This window comes from Pseudoalteromonas sp. APC 3355, from assembly GCF_030407615.1.
Taxonomy (GTDB): domain Bacteria; phylum Pseudomonadota; class Gammaproteobacteria; order Enterobacterales; family Alteromonadaceae; genus Pseudoalteromonas; species Pseudoalteromonas distincta.
In genome coordinates, this window is sequence record NZ_JASDDB010000005.1 from 133,243 (window position 1) to 149,568 (window position 16,326).

Below are 16,326 nucleotides of genomic sequence, written 5' to 3' on the forward strand. Positions count from 1 at the left end.
TATGACGATAGAACGCTTACAAACAGGTGCGCGCATGAGCCGCATAGTAAAACATAATGGCACTGTGTATTTATGTGGGCAGGTATGCGCCGACGCGCAAAAAGGTATTAAAGAGCAAACTCAAACTATGCTTGATAAAGTAGAGGCGCTGCTTGATGAAGCAGGGAGTTCAAAAGAACACATGCTTAGCGCGACTATTTATGTAAAGATCATGGAATACTTTGCTGATATGAATGCAGTATGGGATGCATGGGTACCCGAGGGTTATGCACCAGCACGTGCCTGCGTGGAAGCTAAAATGGCACGTGATGCACTACTTGTTGAAATTTCAGTAGTCGCAGCTTTAAAAGAATAATAGCTTTAATGAATCGCTCCCCCGTTGTACTTATCACAGGCTCTAGCCGAGGTATTGGCGCAGCTACCGCACTATATTTTGCAAAGCATGGTTATGATGTTTGCATTAATTATAAAGCTGATTTAGCTAGTGCAATATTGGTGGCAGAAAAAGTAAAGCAATTAGGAGTTGAGGCTGAAGTAATTCAAGGTGACGTGTCACTAGAGGCTGACGTTTTAGCTTTATTTATGCATATAGATAAAGTCTTTGGTCAACTTGATGTACTAATAAATAACGCCGGTATTTTAAAACCACAAATGCCTTTGTTAGGAATGAGTGCTGAGCGCATAAACGAAGTTTTGACTACAAATATTACCAGTGCTTTTTTATGTAGCCGTGAGGCAATAAAGCGAATGGGAAATAGTGGTAGTATTGTTAATGTTTCATCGGGGGCCGCTAAAACGGGCTCTCCTAATGAGTACATTGATTATGCAGCATCTAAAGGTGCAATGGACACATTTACTATTGGCTTGGCAAAAGAGGTGGCAAGTAAAGGTATTCGAGTTAACTCGGTTAGACCTGGGCTTATTTACACTGATATGCATAGCGATGGCGGTGAAGAAAATCGAGTCGATCGTCTTAAAAGTAAACTACCCCTTGGCAGAGGCGGTACACCCGAAGAGGTTGCTGCAGCAATTTACTTTTTAGCTTCAGAGCACGCTTCTTTTACAACGGGTAGCTTTGTTGATGTAGCCGGCGGTTTGTAAGCTAAAGTAATAAAGCTAGCCAAAACGTAAAGCTAATAACACTTAAGATAGTAGAAAGTACGACAGCCCCAGCAAGCGTGGCTTCATGCTGCTTTATTTGAGTCGCAATAAGATAAGCATTTACGCCAACAGGGGACGCACTTAAAAGTACCAATACATTAAGTATTTGCGTGTCTAGCTTAAATACATAAGTGCCTACCAATAAAACTAACGCAGGCAATAAAAATATTTTTAAAACTGATGCTATTAACGCCGGTTGCCAATTTGCAGCTATTTTATAAAAAGCTAAATTTGCACCAAGTACAAATAGCGCACAGGCAATTGCTGGTTTAGCTAATAGCTCCAAACTATTTGCTAAGTCGGTAAACAGTGTAACTCCTAATATGTTTAATATAAGCCCGCATCCAATACTCAGTACTATTGGGTTTAACACCATACTTTTTCCAAAGTGCGACCACGAAAATTTATCGCTGCTACCTTTAGCGCCTATTAAAAATGTAAGTGCAAATAACAATGTGCTATGAAAAGTAATGATCATAAATGCAATGGCTATCATTTCTTTGCCAAGCGAGGCAATAACAATAGGAATACCCACTAACACCATATTTGAATAGCTAGAAGCAAGTCCAAATACACCGTGTTGTTGGTAGTTTTTTAAATGTTTTTTACTTAAATAAAAGCGATCAATTAATATACCCACCCCAAATACACTCAAAACAGGTATGTAAAAGCTCAAAAATGCAAAAAGGCTAATACTTTGCTGTAAGTTAATTTGCGACATATTTAATAATAAAAAAGCAGGCAAACTAATATAAAAAGTAAACTTACTCAGGCCTGCGATATGCTGCTTGTCGAAAAATTTTAATCGGCAACAGCTATAACCAAGCGCAACAATAAAAATGAGCGGAAAAATAATTGAAAAAATATGCACGTAGTTACATCCTGGTAATAGCTAAAGTTAGCGTCTAAATTCATCACTTTGCGGTAAATTAATTAGTATGAGTACAGCGCCTCTTCCACCATATTCGAGAGGGGCTTGGTGCATCGCTATTACGTCAGGGTGTTGTACTAAGTACTGAGGCACTTTGTGCTTTAGTACGCCGCCACCAATACCATGCACTACACATGCACAATAATAATGCTGCTTTTTACATTCGTGAATGAGCCCAGCGAGTTCGTCTTTAGCAAGTTCTTTATTTAAGCCGTGTAAATCTAGCGTCAAATCGGGTGCAAAGTCACCACGGCGAAGCTGTTTAGCTAGGAAAGTATCTTGGCCAGGTTTTACATATTTAACCGTGCCGTGGGTGTCTATATCGGGAATATAAACGTCTGAGAAGAAAAATTCAGATTGAGCCTGCTTTTTTTGCTGGGCAAATTGCTTAGCTTGTGACACCTTAGGCTTTGTATCAAAACGATGAGTATCTTGTTTAAATACTTTGGCGCCTGTGATCGTTTGACGAAATAAGCTTATGTCGTCATTGCTTAGGGACGAATGTGATGGAGTGTCTTTTTTCATAACTATTACCTAAACAAAAAAACGTAAAAACGCAGCGCAAAAGGCGGTACAATACTTAAATGAGGGGCAATTGTAATTTGCCCAGCGCAGATAGGCAATGCAATCGTCTTAAAGACTCAAAACAGTCAGTAAGCTAATACAGGTAAAAATATATGAGCGATTTACAAATAGAAGAAGCAACACTCGAAGAAGCCGTTGCAGAACTGTCAACTTTACATGACTGGTTACGTTGGACTACAAGCCAATTTGCAAGTAGTAGTATATTTTTTGGACACGGTACAGATAACGCATGGGATGAAGCTGTAAGCTTATTACTGCCTGCGCTTAGCTTGCCTGTTGATGCGCCAAAAGAATTAATGCACGCGCGTTTAACAAGCACAGAAAAAAACCGACTTGCGGGTCTTATTGCAGAACGTATTAACGACTGCACACCAGTCCCTTACTTAACAAACATTGCATGGTTTGCGGGTATGCCGTTTTATGTGGATGAACGTGTACTTATACCTCGCTCACCATTTGCCGAGCTTATTAGTAATCGCTTTACGCCGTGGCTTGAAGAGCCACAATCGGTAAACCGTATATTAGATTTATGTACGGGTTCGGGTTGTATCGCAATTGCACTTGCGCAAGCTTTTGAGCAGGCACAAGTTGATGCGGTAGATATATCGTATGAAGCGCTTGAAGTGACAGACATAAACATTAACGATTACATGTTAACTGAGCGCGTGTTACCTATTCAATCTGATGTATTTAGCGGTGTACCAGGTCAAAAATACGACCTAATAGTAGCAAACCCACCATATGTTGATGCAGAAGATATGGCTGACCTGCCACGTGAGTTTCATCATGAACCAGAGCTTGGGCTTGCATCAGGCCACGATGGTTTAGATGTAACCCGTACTATATTAAGCGAAGCGAGTGAACATCTAACTGATAACGGTTTGTTATTTGTAGAAGTTGGTAACTCTATGGTACATATGGATGCACTGTATCCGGGCGCGCCGTTTGAATGGATTGAATTTGAACAAGGCGGCTTAGGTGTATTTGTAATTAGCAAAAAGCAGCTAGACGAGTATTTTGCAAAATAAGTAAAAAATGAATAGCCAAGCCCTGTGCTTGGCTATTGGTAGTCATTAGGAATGAGGAAAGTTAATGGCAGGTAATAGCATTGGGCAGTTATTTAAAGTGTCCACCTTTGGTGAGAGCCACGGCGTTGCATTAGGCGGCGTTGTTGATGGTACTCCCGCAGGTCTTGAAATCACAGAGGCCGACTTACAAATTGATTTAGATCGCCGAAAACCAGGCCAAAGCCGTTACACAACGCAGCGCCGTGAAAGCGATCAAATAAAAATATTAGCAGGCGTTTTTGAAGGTAAAACCACAGGTACCAGCATTGGTTTATTGATTGAAAATACCGATCAACGCTCGCAAGATTACGGCAAAATTAAAGATGTATTTCGCCCAGGTCATGGCGATTACACGTATTGGCATAAGTACGGCTTGCGCGATTATCGCGGTGGCGGTCGTTCATCTGCACGCGAAACCGCGATACGCGTAGCGGCAGGTGCTATTGCTAAAAAATACTTAAAGCAATTTCATGGTATTGAAGTTAAAGCATGTTTAAGTCAGCTTGGCCCTATTAAGGCGGAAACGTTTGACTGGGATGAAGTGGAAAATAACTTATTCTTCTTCCCTGATGCAAGTAAGCTTGAAGCGCTTGACGAATATATGCGTGACCTTAAAAAGCAAGGTGACTCAGTTGGCGCTAAAGTAAAAGTAGTGGCAAGCAATGTACCTGTTGGTCTTGGAGAGCCAGTATTTGACCGTCTTGACGCCGAACTTGCACATTCATTAATGAGTATTAACGCTGTTAAAGGCGTTGAGATTGGTGATGGCTTTGATGTGGTTGAGCAAAAAGGCTCTGAGCATCGTGATGAACTAACCCCTGAAGGTTTTACATCAAACCATGCAGGTGGCGTACTTGCGGGTATTTCGACAGGGCAAGATATTATTGCTTCTATCGCGCTAAAACCAACGTCGAGTATTACTATTCCAGGTAACAGCATTAATACAAGCAACGAAGCGGTAGAGATGATCACTAAAGGTCGTCACGATCCGTGTGTGGGTATTCGTGCAATCCCGATTGCTGAGGCAATGATGGCTATTACATTAATGGACCATTTACTGCGTCAACGCGGACAAAACCCACATGTAAACCACGGACACGGACCAATTAACGGCTCTGTGTAAGTATTTATTGTAAGCGCGGTTAAACCTTATGAGGCGGCCGCGCTCCTTTTAATTTAAATAAGATCAATAGCTTGTTTTGCAACCATGTAAAGCTTTTTGATCATCAAACCGAGCACCCATCTGATGAATTGCTTACTTAGCTCCTTAACTTCGTAAGTTTTTTTCCCTACAAATGCAAGCATATGACCAATTAAGCCTTTTAATTCTTCCGTTAATTCTACAAATTTGACGACAGAATCAAATAAACATCGGGCAAGAGTGTCATAGAAAGTTAGTCCGAGACCTAATCCTGCTTGGACTGAAATAAAAGCGTACTGTCCTGTTTTCTTTAAAAAAGTTATTAGGCCGTCTGTAATTATTCGTTGCCATTTGAGTGAAAAGGTTACGTTGTAACGAGATGAATATTTTAAAACAGTATGATTATGATGTAGGGTCTTCAAAGAATTTTCCATACTCGCATAATCACTGTATGCAGCAACTGTATTAACGTAACCAGGTTGACTTTTTTCCATAGAGTGTGCGGCAAGACTGAAAAAGGATCCTTCATTCATGGCTGTTTGATATTCATTAGAGGTATGGCTGAATGGCCAGGCTGGTACACAAGGTACAGGATCGGCGCCATGAGTAACTCGATATTGACCGATATTAGTTGCTGCTGAGTGTATTGAATTATTTAATACTACTCTAGGCGCACCAAAGGTATACAAATTCGTAGGTATACCTTTTTTACTAGCCCAAATAGCCGTAAGCTGAGCAATAGCACCACCTAAACTATGCCCCACAATATGCAAAAATTCTGGTTTATGTTTTTTTATATAAGAATTAAACATAGGCTCCATACTAGTGAAAGCTTTTTCAAAACCTGAATGTACCTCCAAGTTTTTAGGGCCAAGGGTTGTTGCAACATTTAAGTTGGTTAGCCAATCTGCACAAGATGAGAAAACAGTACCACGAATAGCAATAATATGGTGATTTTTGAATTGTGGTGAAGCACCTTCAGCAGTCAGAGCGAAGCCTGTCGTACGGTTTAGAAGTTGGTTTATTAACCCACCACTAACGCCCTGAATTTGATTGTTAGTCACTTTAAAGTTTCTGACAAAGTCATTATGAAACTCCCCGCTGAAGTCATAGCTTTTTCTTATGTCATAAACTCTATTTGCGACAGAAGCTGCCGTACTTGGTGATATTGTTTTATTATTCATAGCTCAACCTTTTTCCCTGTGAAACGTTCTGTTAAATCATTCAAATCGCCATTATGGACTTCGTACTTCTCTTCACCGTTTTCCATAACCCACGTTGGGTTGTAATCTTCATTCCATCTGCAAATACTTGTCGCGGTTCTATTGAGATATTTGTTGGTATTATTTTTAAATTCAAATCTGACTAATTGATTAGTTATTTCACAGTTTAAAAACTTAAGCTTTTCGGTGAATTCAGGTAGCTCTGAAATGCCTGGTTGTGTGGCCCCCCACAAACCAATAATTAAGTTGTTACCTTTCCTAATAAAAATCTTCTGGTGGACGCGATCTTCGGAAATTAATTTATTAGGGATAGAAGAAAGTATAGTTTTTCGTGGTAAATGAAAGCGTCCGTCATCACTTGTTATTACGGAATCAAGTCGTTCAACGCCATCAATATATGTTAATGAGCGTATTATTTCTAAGTCAGCAATTGGTATGCCGTTTTCTGTAACGATGCCGTTGACATCAGGACTTAAAAATACTTCTTTCTTTTTTCTGAACCAGCTAAACATATCTTCTCCTTGACTAAGGGCTGGAAAAACAATAGCACAAATAAGAATTAACAAGATGGCGAATCGAGGTAAATAAATAGATTTATTCATAGGCAATCCTTGCATAATTTCCTAGATTTTAACTAAGAAAAAAATGTATGTAAAGCAAGGGGGACTTGTTTTTATAAAGTGCTTGATAGCTATTGAAAATAAGTAATCCCCTCTCAAACTTTCCTTTTATATACATAGTCTGTATAGATTATTGATCCCGAGGTTGTTTTATTTGTTAGGTCGATTTTAATGTACTTATCATGCGGGCTTGCTAACGATTTTAATCTTAAAACCAACTTTAAGTACCAATTTATTAGTTTTATAATTCATTAAGTATTAATACTCCCTAGTGTTTATATATAACAACATTAAATAAAAGTAGCTATTATGAGTAAAAATAATCAACCTCCACTCACGTCCGCTGAATATGAATCAACACTGAAACGTTTGGAAAAGTTTAGTCATTTTACAGATAGCAGCATTGGCATTCCTTTTAGTAAATTTAATATAGGTTTGGAGGCGGTGATTGGTTTAATCCCTGTAATAGGTGATGCCGCAGGGCTAATTTTATCAAGCTATGTGCTTATAGAAGCGCAGCGTTTAGGTGTGAGTAAACGTATAAAGACTAAGATGATCATTAATATGCTCATAGATTTTGCGGGCGGTTTAGTACCATTTTTTGGTGATATTTTTGATGCATTTTTTAAAGCTAACACGCGTAATACCCGTTTGTTAAAAAACTATATAGCTAAGCAGGTAAAAGTAGAGAGCATTGAACACTAAGAAATACTGATGTCGAAATTATTTAATGGGCTAAATTATTCAAAGTGTAGAAATTACTTATACTTAAATTCGGATAATAACGACGTATTATTGATTTTGCTTTAACTTGCTTTTATTTAGCTTACTTTTAAGATGTAAGCCGTGAATTTAAAATAGGCAGATATATGTACCTTAACCACCCAAGGTATGGCAATAGACCAATAACTACAAATACCTCAGTGACAATAGAGGAGATAGAGAAAGGGCATTGGCGTTACTCGAGCCTTAAATACTTCTCTAATACGGTAATATTGGCAGATATAAAAAAGCAAAACTATGCCATTGACCCTCGGGCACTTTATGTTGATATTGAAGAGAAGTGCGAAAGTTGCTCTAAGGCATTTATTTTTTTTGCTCAAGAGCAGCAATATTGGTTTGAGGTACTTGATTTTTGGGTCGATTCACACTGTACACGTTGTTTTGAATGCCGTAAGCATGCCAGATATATACTAACTCTACGTAAACGGTACGATATGTTAACTAGCTTAGCCAATAAAACCTCAAGTGAAAAAACACAGCGTAAAGAACTTGCCAATACGCTTTACTGTTTAGGTATTATTAAAAATATCAATAAAGTGAAAGATTAATCCGCTTATATTTTACTATCCCGCCTTATTTTTACTTTAGTTATAAAAGCCCGTACAATTCGTCTCGTTTTTAGTGCGCTAATATGGCGCTGTAACCGAGACGAATTAATCAATTTTTATGCATCAAATAGCTGATCTAATTTCAATTTTTGAGCGCACTTTTTATCAAAGTCACAATACACGACTGATAAAAGGCGATTGTGAGCCTGTGTATTTACCAGCAACAGAGCAGGTGCCATATCACCAAGTTGTATTTGCGCATGGTTTTTATGCCAGTGCATTACATGAAATAGCACACTGGCTGGTGGCCGGTGATGCACGTCGGTTATTAGAAGATTACGGCTATTGGTACTGCCCAGACGGGCGCGACAAACAAAAACAAGCTGAGTTTGAAAAGGTAGAAATAAAGCCCCAAGCTATAGAGTGGTTATTAAGCACCGCAGCAGGGTTTAATTTTAATGTGTCGGTGGATAACTTAAACGGCGAACAAACGTGTCGGTTTGATTTTCAGCAGCGCGTACATGCACGGGTATTATCGCTAATCGAAAATGGCTTTAACTCTCGTACAGAGTCATTTTTAAAAGCACTGTCTGATTTTTACAATACACAGTGGCCATTAACAGCGCAGCAATTTAATTGGCAACATCCAAAGGAGCTTTGTAATGGCGTTTAAATTAGGCTTAATTGTAAACCCTGTAGCAGGTTTAGGTGGCACAGTTGCCTTAAAAGGCAGTGATGGCGCACACACAGCCGCTAAAGCAATTGAATTAGGTGCAGAGCCAAAAGCAAATAGCCGAACAAAAGCAGCGCTTGAGGTGCTATTACCTTATAAAGAACGCTTAACTATTTACACTGTTAACGGTGACATGGGTGAGCAAACAGCAAAAGCTTTGGGCTTTAATGTAGAGGTTGTATATAACACTGCAGCAATAACAACCCCAGATGACACAGAACAAGCCGCAAAAATACTTAAAAACTCTGGTGTTGATTTAGTCTTATTTGCCGGAGGCGACGGTACAGCACGTAACATTTGCCATGCGATAGAGGATACCATTCCCGTACTTGGTATTCCCGCAGGTTGTAAAATTCATTCTGGTGTTTACGCTATCACGCCAAAGGCTGCAGGGCGCGTAGTCGAAATGCTGGTTAAGGGTGAGTTAGTTACTTTAGCCGATGCAGATGTAATGGATATAGATGAAGATGCTTTCAGGCAAGGCACAGTAAAAGCCAAACGCTACGGCGAAATGCAAACACCTAGCGAAGTACGCTATATGCAAGCGGTTAAAAATGGCGGTAAAGAAACCGACGAACTCGTACTTGCCGACATTGCAGCGCATGTTGTATCGCAAATGGATGAAGACACATTTTATATTATGGGTAGCGGCTCAACGGTTGAAGCCATAATGGAAGAGATGGGGCTTGAAAATACGTTACTTGGTGTTGATTTAATAAAAGATCAAACCTTAGTTGCCCAAGATTTAACGGCTAAACAATTACTTGAGCTTACACATGATCAAAGTACTAAGTTAGTCATTACGCTCATTGGCGGGCAAGGGCATATATTTGGCCGTGGTAACCAGCAATTGAGTCCTGTGCTTATACGCGCAATTGGCAAAGAAAATATTATTGTAGTAGCAACTAAAACAAAACTACAAGCGCTTAATGGTCGCCCCCTTATTTGTGATACAGGCGATGGCGAATTAGATGATGAATTAACCGGTTATATTAAAGTAACTACCGGATTTAACGACCATATTATGTATGCAGTAGGGCACCAAAACCTTGAAAATACAGGTGCTTTGCAAAACCAGGAGATTAATAAATGAGTTTAGTGAACTATATCGATGCAGCCCAGCAGTACTTCGATGATTTAGTAATAAAAGCAACTGACGATGAGTTATTTGCTGGCGGCTATTTACGAGGTCATTTTGATCTTGCAGTTGGTTATGCCGAAGTAGAAAAGCTGACAATCAGTATAGATGAGCTAAACGAAACTGTAGAGCAAAGCTTAGTTAAAGCATATCGCAACGGCGAGCTTAACGAAGAAGACAAGGCATTAGTTGCACGCTTGTGGGATGAAGTTAAAGCCCTCGCTTAACCCTAAGTGGCAAAAAAAACACGATTTGTTTATCACTATCGTGTTTTTTTGTGCCCAAAACTTTTAAAGCACCTTCCCATGTTAATTTACTGTTTTGTTTTTATGCGATATTGTTACTAAAATAAATTTTAGGAACAATAAAAATGAATAATAATCAAGACGCTTTACCTTCAGGGGTTGTAGCGCGTTTTTTAAATTTTGTTGAGCGAGTAGGAAATAAGCTTCCAGATCCAGCCGTAATATTTCTATTTGCAATGTTATTAATTTGGTTTTTGTCGTGGTGGTTTTCAGGCGTGAGCTTTGATGCAATAGACCCACGTACCGGTGAAGCGATTATTATTAATAATATGCTGGCAAGTGATTCGCTCGCTACTTTTTTATCCTCTATGGTAAAAACCTTTACTGGCTTTGCTCCCTTAGGTGTCGTTTTAGTAGCTATGTTAGGTGTCGGTGTTGCAGAGCATTCGGGATTTATTAATACCGGCCTTAAGTTAATGCTTAAAGTTACTCCTAAAAAGCTATTAACGCCTTCAATCATTTTAGTGGCCATTGTGAGCCATACCGCTACTGACGCAGGTTATGTATTAGTTATTCCACTTGCCGGTGTTATATTTTATGCAGCAGGACGCCATCCGCTTGCGGGTATTGCAGCTGCATTTGCAGGAGTCAGTGGTGGTTTTGGGGCTAACTTTATTCCATCGGGTATCGACCCATTGCTACAAAGCTTTACCCAAAGTGCGGCGCAAATAATTAATCCTGCAATAACAATTAACCCGTTAAATAACTGGGCATTTGCTTCAGCATCTAGCTTATTTATTGTGGCATTAGGCTGGTACATTACCGATAAAATTATTGAACCACGTTTACAAAAAACAGCAGTTGATGGTGCTAAAGAGGATTTACCTGTATTTGAAGATGCACGTAGTGATGAAAAACGTGCCTTTTATATAGCCAGTACCGTGATGATTGCTGGACTTGCGTTATTAGCATTTGTCTCTGCTCCAGACGATTCTGCAATGCGCAGTAGTGACGGATCCCTTACTAATTTTAGCTCTCCTTTAATGCAATCAATTGTACCACTAATATTTTTACTTTTTTGGATCCCAGGCACTGTATATGGTTTTACGGTAGGTACCTTTAAAACTTCAAAAGATATGATTGATGCAATGAGTAAAGCGATGAGCGGCATGGCATATTATATAGTCATGGCGTTTTTCTGTTCGCTATTTATTGCTGCATTTAGTAAATCAAATTTAGGTGCACTGCTCGCAATTGAAGGTGCGCAGTTATTAAAGGCGATGGAATTGCCAAGTGCAGTAACGGTTGTAGGCATTATCTTTTTAACTGGCTTTGTTAACTTGTTTGTAGGTTCAAGTTCAGCAAAATGGGCGTTACTTGGCCCCATTTTTGTACCGATGTTAATGCAACTTGGTATTTCGCCAGACTTAACTCAAGCCGCTTATCGTGTAGGTGACTCAAGCTCTAATATTATTACACCGTTAATGCCATACTTCCCATTGGTGGTGGTGTACTGTCAAAAGTATGTCAAAGGCACCGGTATAGGCACTTTAATTGCTATTATGCTGCCGTACTCAATCGCCTTTATGATTGGCTGGAGTATTTTCTTGCTAGGTTATTGGGCACTTGGTATTCCTTTAGGTTTAGATGCTAGCTACATTTATCCAGCATTGCCTTAACCTAAACCTTTATGAACCTCACTCAATTGAGTGAGGTTTTTAAATAAAAGTCCTGTAATGTAAAAGTAATTCTAAGTTACCTTTCTAAATCTCTCACTATATAGCCAAATAAGCTGGCCTCTCCAACAATATACACATAATCATTTTTGTTGTTCATTATTGTAGACTTATCGTCATACCACCTAAAATCATGAATCTTATTCGTTTTAGGGTCTTTGAAGTATAAACGAGTACAGCTATCTTCATACTCAGTGCCACACTCTTGTACATCGGTCAGGATGTATTCTTTATACCAATAGTCGCCTTGCGTGTAGTAAGCCCATAATTTAATAGGATCAGAGATAAAAATATAGAGTATTCCATAGATTAATAAAGGGGATAATGGGTACATGAAAATGGATGCTAATTTTATTTTAGTATCCGAGAAATTATATTTAAGTGATTCTCTATATTTACTGCAGCGTTTATATTTATTGAAAATAAGTATATTTAAATAGATAAATAGTGCACAACAGATAATAGGGAGGGTTATAAAGAAAACAACGTCGTATAGTTCATTTGAGATGAATGGTGGATCTGTAAAGTCCATTAAAATAGGTATAGTGATGCATAATAAAATGGGGAGTACTATTGCTACAAAGAGCAAGTTGTCGTAAATCTTTTTCAATTTTTAATTCGTCCGTGAACTATAGCCTTTGTCTAGTTTACAGAATTTTTGTTATTTTAAAAATCAGAGAAATGTATTTATAGGCATTAAGCAACCCGAACTCAGGCTAAAAAAACTATCTCAAGCCGCTATTGAATTGACGCGAAAGTTTACTTTGTTTTCACTGTAGCAGCAGCTTAAAAACAAAAAAACCTTGTCACTTTCGTGGCAAGGTTTTTTTATTAAAGAGTCGTTGCTTATTTAGCTGTGAAGCTTACAGGGCGACGTTCTTTACGAGGACCGCTGCGCTTATCACCGCGTGCGCCGTCATCTTTATTAAAGCTGCGTTTCTTATCACCAGCTGGACGCTCAGAGCGTTCGCCACGTGGTTCAGCAGGGCCTTGATCAGTTGTAATTGTTAAGCCCATAGGGCGTTTACAAATAAACACTTTTTGGAAGTGATCAAGTACATCTTTAGGCATGTTTTGCGGTAATTGAACCGTGCTGTGATTGTCGTGTAGACGAATATCACCAATAAACTTGCTTGAGATGTCAGCTTCGTTAGCGATAGCGCCAACAATATTTTTAACCTGAACACCATGTTCACGACCTACTTCGATACGGTACGTATCCATAGGACCTGCATCACGGCTGTTACGTTCGCGAGGTTTACGCTCAGCGCGCTCTCCACCACGTTCGCCGCCACGTTCGTTACGACGTCCACGGTCACCACGATCGTTGCGTGAATTGCGGTCGTTACGCTCGTTACGTTCACGAGGTTGAATCTTAACTTCTTCAACTTTAATTGGCGACTGTTGCTGTGCTAAACACAGTAACGCACCCGCTAAGCTTTCAAGAGGAAGGTCAAGTTTTTCAGCCATGTTAGTAGCTACTTCATTGAAGAACGTGATGTCTTTGTTTTCAAGCGCAATAGTTAATTTTGCTTGTAACGCTTCAATACGTTTTTCTTCAACAATTTTTGCTGTTGGTAATTCAACTTGAGCAATTTCAGACTTCGTATGACGAATGATATTTTTAAGTAAATAACGTTCGTTATGTTTTACGAATAAGATTGCTTTACCAGTACGACCAGCACGACCTGTACGGCCGATACGGTGAACGTAGGCTTCAGAATCTTGTGGGATATCGTAGTTGATAACTAAGCTTAAACGGTCAACATCTAGACCACGTGCCGCTACATCTGTTGCAATAACAATGTTTAGCATGCCACTTTTTAAGCGATCTACAGTGCGTTCACGTGCTTGCTGGTTCATGTCACCGTTAAGTGGAGCAGCAGAGAAACCTTCGCGCTCTAATAACTCAGCAAGTTGTACTGTATCGTTACGTGTACGAACGAAAACAATAGCACCTTCATATTGCTCAGCTTCTAAGAAGCGAACAATTGCTTTATTTTTATGTACGCTTGCATTCCAAAACACTTGCTCAACAGATGATACTGTAGAGTTACGCGCAGAAATATGAACCTGTTCAGGATTGTTCATATACTTGCTGCTGATGTTTTGAATTTGCTTAGGCATAGTCGCAGAGAAAAGACATGTTTGCTTTTCGCGCGGTGTTTTTTCCATGATGCTTTCTACATCATCGATAAAGCCCATACGTAACATTTCATCGGCTTCATCAAGTACAAGTGCTTGTAGAGCATCAAACTTGATAGTGCCACGGTTAATGTGATCGATTAAACGACCTGGAGTTGCAACAATAACCTGAGCGCCACGACGAAGTGCGCTTAATTGGATACTGTAGCTTTGGCCACCATATAGTGCCAATACTTCAATACCACGAACATGTTTAGCATATTGTTCGAATGCCTCAGCAACTTGGATCGCAAGCTCACGTGTTGGTGTGAGTACAAGGATCTGTGGCTGTTTCACAGACGGGTCAATATTATTTAGTAATGGCAGTGCAAATGCTGCGGTTTTACCTGTACCCGTTTGAGCTAGTCCCAGTACGTCCTTTCTTTCTAGCAATAACGGTATACATTGAGCTTGGATTTCAGATGGTGTCTTGTAACCCAACTCTTCAACTGCCTTCAAAATTGCAGGAGAAAGATTTAGAGATTCAAACGTGACTGGTTCTGACATTAATACGCCTCAACGAATTTAAAGAGGCGCGCATTATATAGGATTCGCGAGGCAAATGCTTGTATAAATTGAAACTAATTTCTATGTGTTTGATGTTGGTCGAAATTTAACCAGTTTAATTTGGGGTTTATTAAACTGGTTAACATATTTAATACAACGCTTATTTGTACAAGCCTAGGTTTTCTTTTGCGTAAGCTTCAAATTCTGTAAATCCACCGATGTGATTTTGATCCACAAAAATTTGTGGAACGGTAGGGCAAGGTTTACCAGCTGACTTTTCAAGGTCGGCTTTACTAATGCCTTCTTTAATTATATCGATGTAGCGAAATTTAAAGTCATCACGTTCATTTGATAGTTGCTGCGCAACATCTTTTGCACGAACACAATATGGACAACCTTCACGGCCAAAAATTACAGTTAACATAGCTTTCTCCTCAATTTGATTAAAATCAGTTTAAATGATTGAAAAATTATTTAAAGCAAAAAAAATCGATTACACCATTCTAATAAAAACCATAAATCATATATTGCATAGCAATATGATTTGCAAAATGCGAATGAGAAACTAAAGCGCTGTCTATCTAATACTTAAGTATATGAATGCAAGTGTGTTTACAAGAATTAATTTGTGGCACATAACTTGATGATTAAGAGGTATACATTGGGTTAACGAGAATACTTTATGAATATTAATAGTCACGTTTTAGAAATTATCCAAGGGGTAATCGGTAAATATTGTGAAACCCAAAATCGAAATTTTTCAGTTACTTTAATTAACAAGTTGCAATGTAACTACGTTTGTTTGCAAATTCCTCTTGAGCAAATGATTGCGCAATGCGAGGAATTTCTGATTCAAGCGCTAGCATCTGTAAAGCAGAGCTTTTTACTTAACCTAGAAGCAAATAAACAAGGCGTTAGCCTTCATTGCCAGATTGATGATTCTGAGCAAGTAAGCACGCTGGATTTTCATGGGCTTTTAGCAACAAAAGAGTCTGTTAGTTTGACACTTGATATTAGCCAAAATATAGACGTTCTAACTGATTGTGAGGCGTTATTTAAAAGTTGTTTAATAACATCGGATAATACCCATGAGCGCTTTGGCTTAAATTTTAAGTTATTCAATAGCACTTTTAAGGAAACGGTACAGATTGAGGATTTACGTCACCTTAGTGGTGACGCGCTAACTAATAAACTAAATGGTGACAGCATAAATAGACACATAAAGTTATGCACTATTAGCGACATCAGTGAGCTGAGCCAAGAGAATAAACTATCTAAAAAAATATTAGGTTGGCCATTTTTTGATACTGATCTCATTACCATTTTAACAACATTTCATACGCAAACACGTTTATCTGTATTAGTGGCGGATGATAGCTTACCAAGCCAAATTGCAACAAAAGTGATGCTCGAAATGCTGGGCTGCTTAGTAACATGTGCAGAAAATGGCGCTAGTGCTTTAACGCTTGCTCAAAATGAACCATTTGATTTATTGCTCTTAGATGAGCGCATGCCTGGAATGTTTGGCAGTGACGTCGCACAGCAATTGGTGCGTCAAAATACCCCTAATAATAATACACCCAAAGTTATTTTAACTGGGCTAACAGGGGATGAGCAGATAGCTGAGTTATTTGAAAAAGGTATTACGCACTATTTACAAAAACCAGTGACCAAAGCAGTGCTCGAAAAGTTTATTAAACCTTGGCAATTAGCGTCTTAAATTG

The 16,326-nt window shown here is 39.0% G+C and carries 18 protein-coding genes; 11 read left to right on the forward strand and 7 right to left on the reverse strand.

The annotated features are described in order from the left end of the window. Position 1: 1 nt before the first annotated feature. Together QMA08_RS10345 and QMA08_RS10350 are read left to right on the forward strand one after the other, a co-directional pair. Positions 2 to 355: a RidA family protein gene (locus QMA08_RS10345; protein WP_290174473.1), complete on the forward strand. Its 354-nt coding sequence runs from the start codon at positions 2 to 4 to the stop codon at positions 353 to 355. An 8-nt stretch (positions 356 to 363) separates the two neighbouring features. Beyond that, positions 364 to 1,101: an SDR family oxidoreductase gene (locus QMA08_RS10350; RefSeq protein WP_039489246.1), complete on the forward strand. Its 738-nt coding sequence runs from the start codon at positions 364 to 366 to the stop codon at positions 1,099 to 1,101. 1 nt (position 1,102) lies between these two features. On the opposite strand, the gene QMA08_RS10355 is transcribed toward QMA08_RS10350, so the two are convergent. Next, positions 1,103 to 2,032, reverse strand: a complete 930-nt coding sequence (locus QMA08_RS10355) for an AEC family transporter (protein ID WP_138489420.1) — start codon at positions 2,030 to 2,032, stop codon at positions 1,103 to 1,105. Between the two features lie 27 nt (positions 2,033 to 2,059). Beyond that, positions 2,060 to 2,617, reverse strand: a complete 558-nt coding sequence (gene smrB / locus QMA08_RS10360; protein ID WP_007377742.1) for an endonuclease SmrB — start codon at positions 2,615 to 2,617, stop codon at positions 2,060 to 2,062. Positions 2,618 to 2,769: 152 nt separating this feature from the next. Here smrB and prmB point away from each other — a divergent pair, with 152 nt between their 5' ends. Together prmB and aroC are read left to right on the forward strand one after the other, a co-directional pair. Beyond that, positions 2,770 to 3,705 (forward strand): 50S ribosomal protein L3 N(5)-glutamine methyltransferase, encoded by a 936-nt coding sequence (gene prmB, locus QMA08_RS10365; RefSeq protein WP_002962167.1) that lies wholly within the window; start codon positions 2,770 to 2,772, stop codon positions 3,703 to 3,705. Between the two features lie 64 nt (positions 3,706 to 3,769). Further along, the gene (gene aroC, locus QMA08_RS10370; RefSeq protein ID WP_278380539.1) at positions 3,770 to 4,867 is read left to right on the forward strand and encodes a chorismate synthase; all 1,098 of its coding nucleotides are present in this window, start codon (positions 3,770 to 3,772) and stop codon (positions 4,865 to 4,867) included. Between the two features lie 53 nt (positions 4,868 to 4,920). On the opposite strand, the gene QMA08_RS10375 is transcribed toward aroC, so the two are convergent. Beyond that, positions 4,921 to 6,069, reverse strand: a complete 1,149-nt coding sequence (locus QMA08_RS10375; protein ID WP_278380540.1) for a lipase family protein — start codon at positions 6,067 to 6,069, stop codon at positions 4,921 to 4,923. Then, a complete protein-coding gene (locus QMA08_RS10380; protein WP_278380541.1) occupies positions 6,066 to 6,710 on the reverse strand; it encodes a DUF6795 domain-containing protein in 645 nt (214 codons plus the stop codon). The genes QMA08_RS10375 and QMA08_RS10380 overlap by 4 nt, the downstream gene beginning before the upstream one ends. A 327-nt stretch (positions 6,711 to 7,037) precedes the next feature. Here QMA08_RS10380 and QMA08_RS10385 point away from each other — a divergent pair, with 327 nt between their 5' ends. From QMA08_RS10385 to QMA08_RS10410, 6 genes are all read left to right on the forward strand, one after another. Further along, positions 7,038 to 7,433, forward strand: coding sequence for a DUF4112 domain-containing protein (locus QMA08_RS10385; protein ID WP_278380542.1), 396 nt, complete (start codon positions 7,038 to 7,040; stop codon positions 7,431 to 7,433). 164 nt (positions 7,434 to 7,597) lie between these two features. Continuing rightward, positions 7,598 to 8,059, forward strand: a complete 462-nt coding sequence (locus QMA08_RS10390; RefSeq protein WP_278380544.1) for a zinc-ribbon domain containing protein — start codon at positions 7,598 to 7,600, stop codon at positions 8,057 to 8,059. 118 nt (positions 8,060 to 8,177) lie between these two features. Then, a complete protein-coding gene (locus tag QMA08_RS10395) occupies positions 8,178 to 8,732 on the forward strand; it encodes an elongation factor P hydroxylase (protein WP_138489419.1) in 555 nt (184 codons plus the stop codon). Next, positions 8,722 to 9,885 (forward strand): ATP-NAD kinase family protein, encoded by a 1,164-nt coding sequence (locus QMA08_RS10400; protein WP_200219335.1) that lies wholly within the window; start codon positions 8,722 to 8,724, stop codon positions 9,883 to 9,885. Before QMA08_RS10395 ends, QMA08_RS10400 begins: the two co-directional genes overlap by 11 nt. Beyond that, entirely contained in the window at positions 9,882 to 10,157 is a 276-nt protein-coding gene (locus QMA08_RS10405; RefSeq protein WP_024596509.1) for a YfcL family protein, read from the forward strand. Before QMA08_RS10400 ends, QMA08_RS10405 begins: the two co-directional genes overlap by 4 nt. A 143-nt stretch (positions 10,158 to 10,300) precedes the next feature. Next, positions 10,301 to 11,854 (forward strand): AbgT family transporter, encoded by a 1,554-nt coding sequence (locus QMA08_RS10410; protein ID WP_039489264.1) that lies wholly within the window; start codon positions 10,301 to 10,303, stop codon positions 11,852 to 11,854. A gap of 76 nt (positions 11,855 to 11,930) precedes the next feature. Here the strand turns inward: QMA08_RS10410 and QMA08_RS10415 are convergent, their stop codons facing one another. The 3 genes from QMA08_RS10415 to QMA08_RS10425 all read right to left on the reverse strand — a co-directional run bounded on the left by QMA08_RS10415 (position 11,931) and on the right by QMA08_RS10425 (position 15,026). After that, a complete protein-coding gene (locus tag QMA08_RS10415) occupies positions 11,931 to 12,245 on the reverse strand; it encodes a hypothetical protein (protein ID WP_278380548.1) in 315 nt (104 codons plus the stop codon). Between the two features lie 512 nt (positions 12,246 to 12,757). After that, a complete protein-coding gene (locus tag QMA08_RS10420; protein ID WP_024606656.1) occupies positions 12,758 to 14,602 on the reverse strand; it encodes a DEAD/DEAH box helicase in 1,845 nt (614 codons plus the stop codon). Between the two features lie 160 nt (positions 14,603 to 14,762). After that, positions 14,763 to 15,026 carry a GrxA family glutaredoxin gene (locus tag QMA08_RS10425; protein ID WP_024605333.1) on the reverse strand — a complete coding sequence of 88 codons (264 nt, stop codon included), beginning with the start codon at positions 15,024 to 15,026 and terminating at the stop codon, positions 14,763 to 14,765. A 258-nt stretch (positions 15,027 to 15,284) separates the two neighbouring features. Between QMA08_RS10425 and QMA08_RS10430 the strand changes: the two genes are divergently transcribed. Then, on the forward strand, positions 15,285 to 16,322 hold the full coding sequence (locus tag QMA08_RS10430; RefSeq protein ID WP_290174475.1) for a response regulator: 1,038 nt from the start codon (positions 15,285 to 15,287) through the stop codon (positions 16,320 to 16,322). The last annotated feature ends 4 nt before the right edge of the window (positions 16,323 to 16,326 follow it).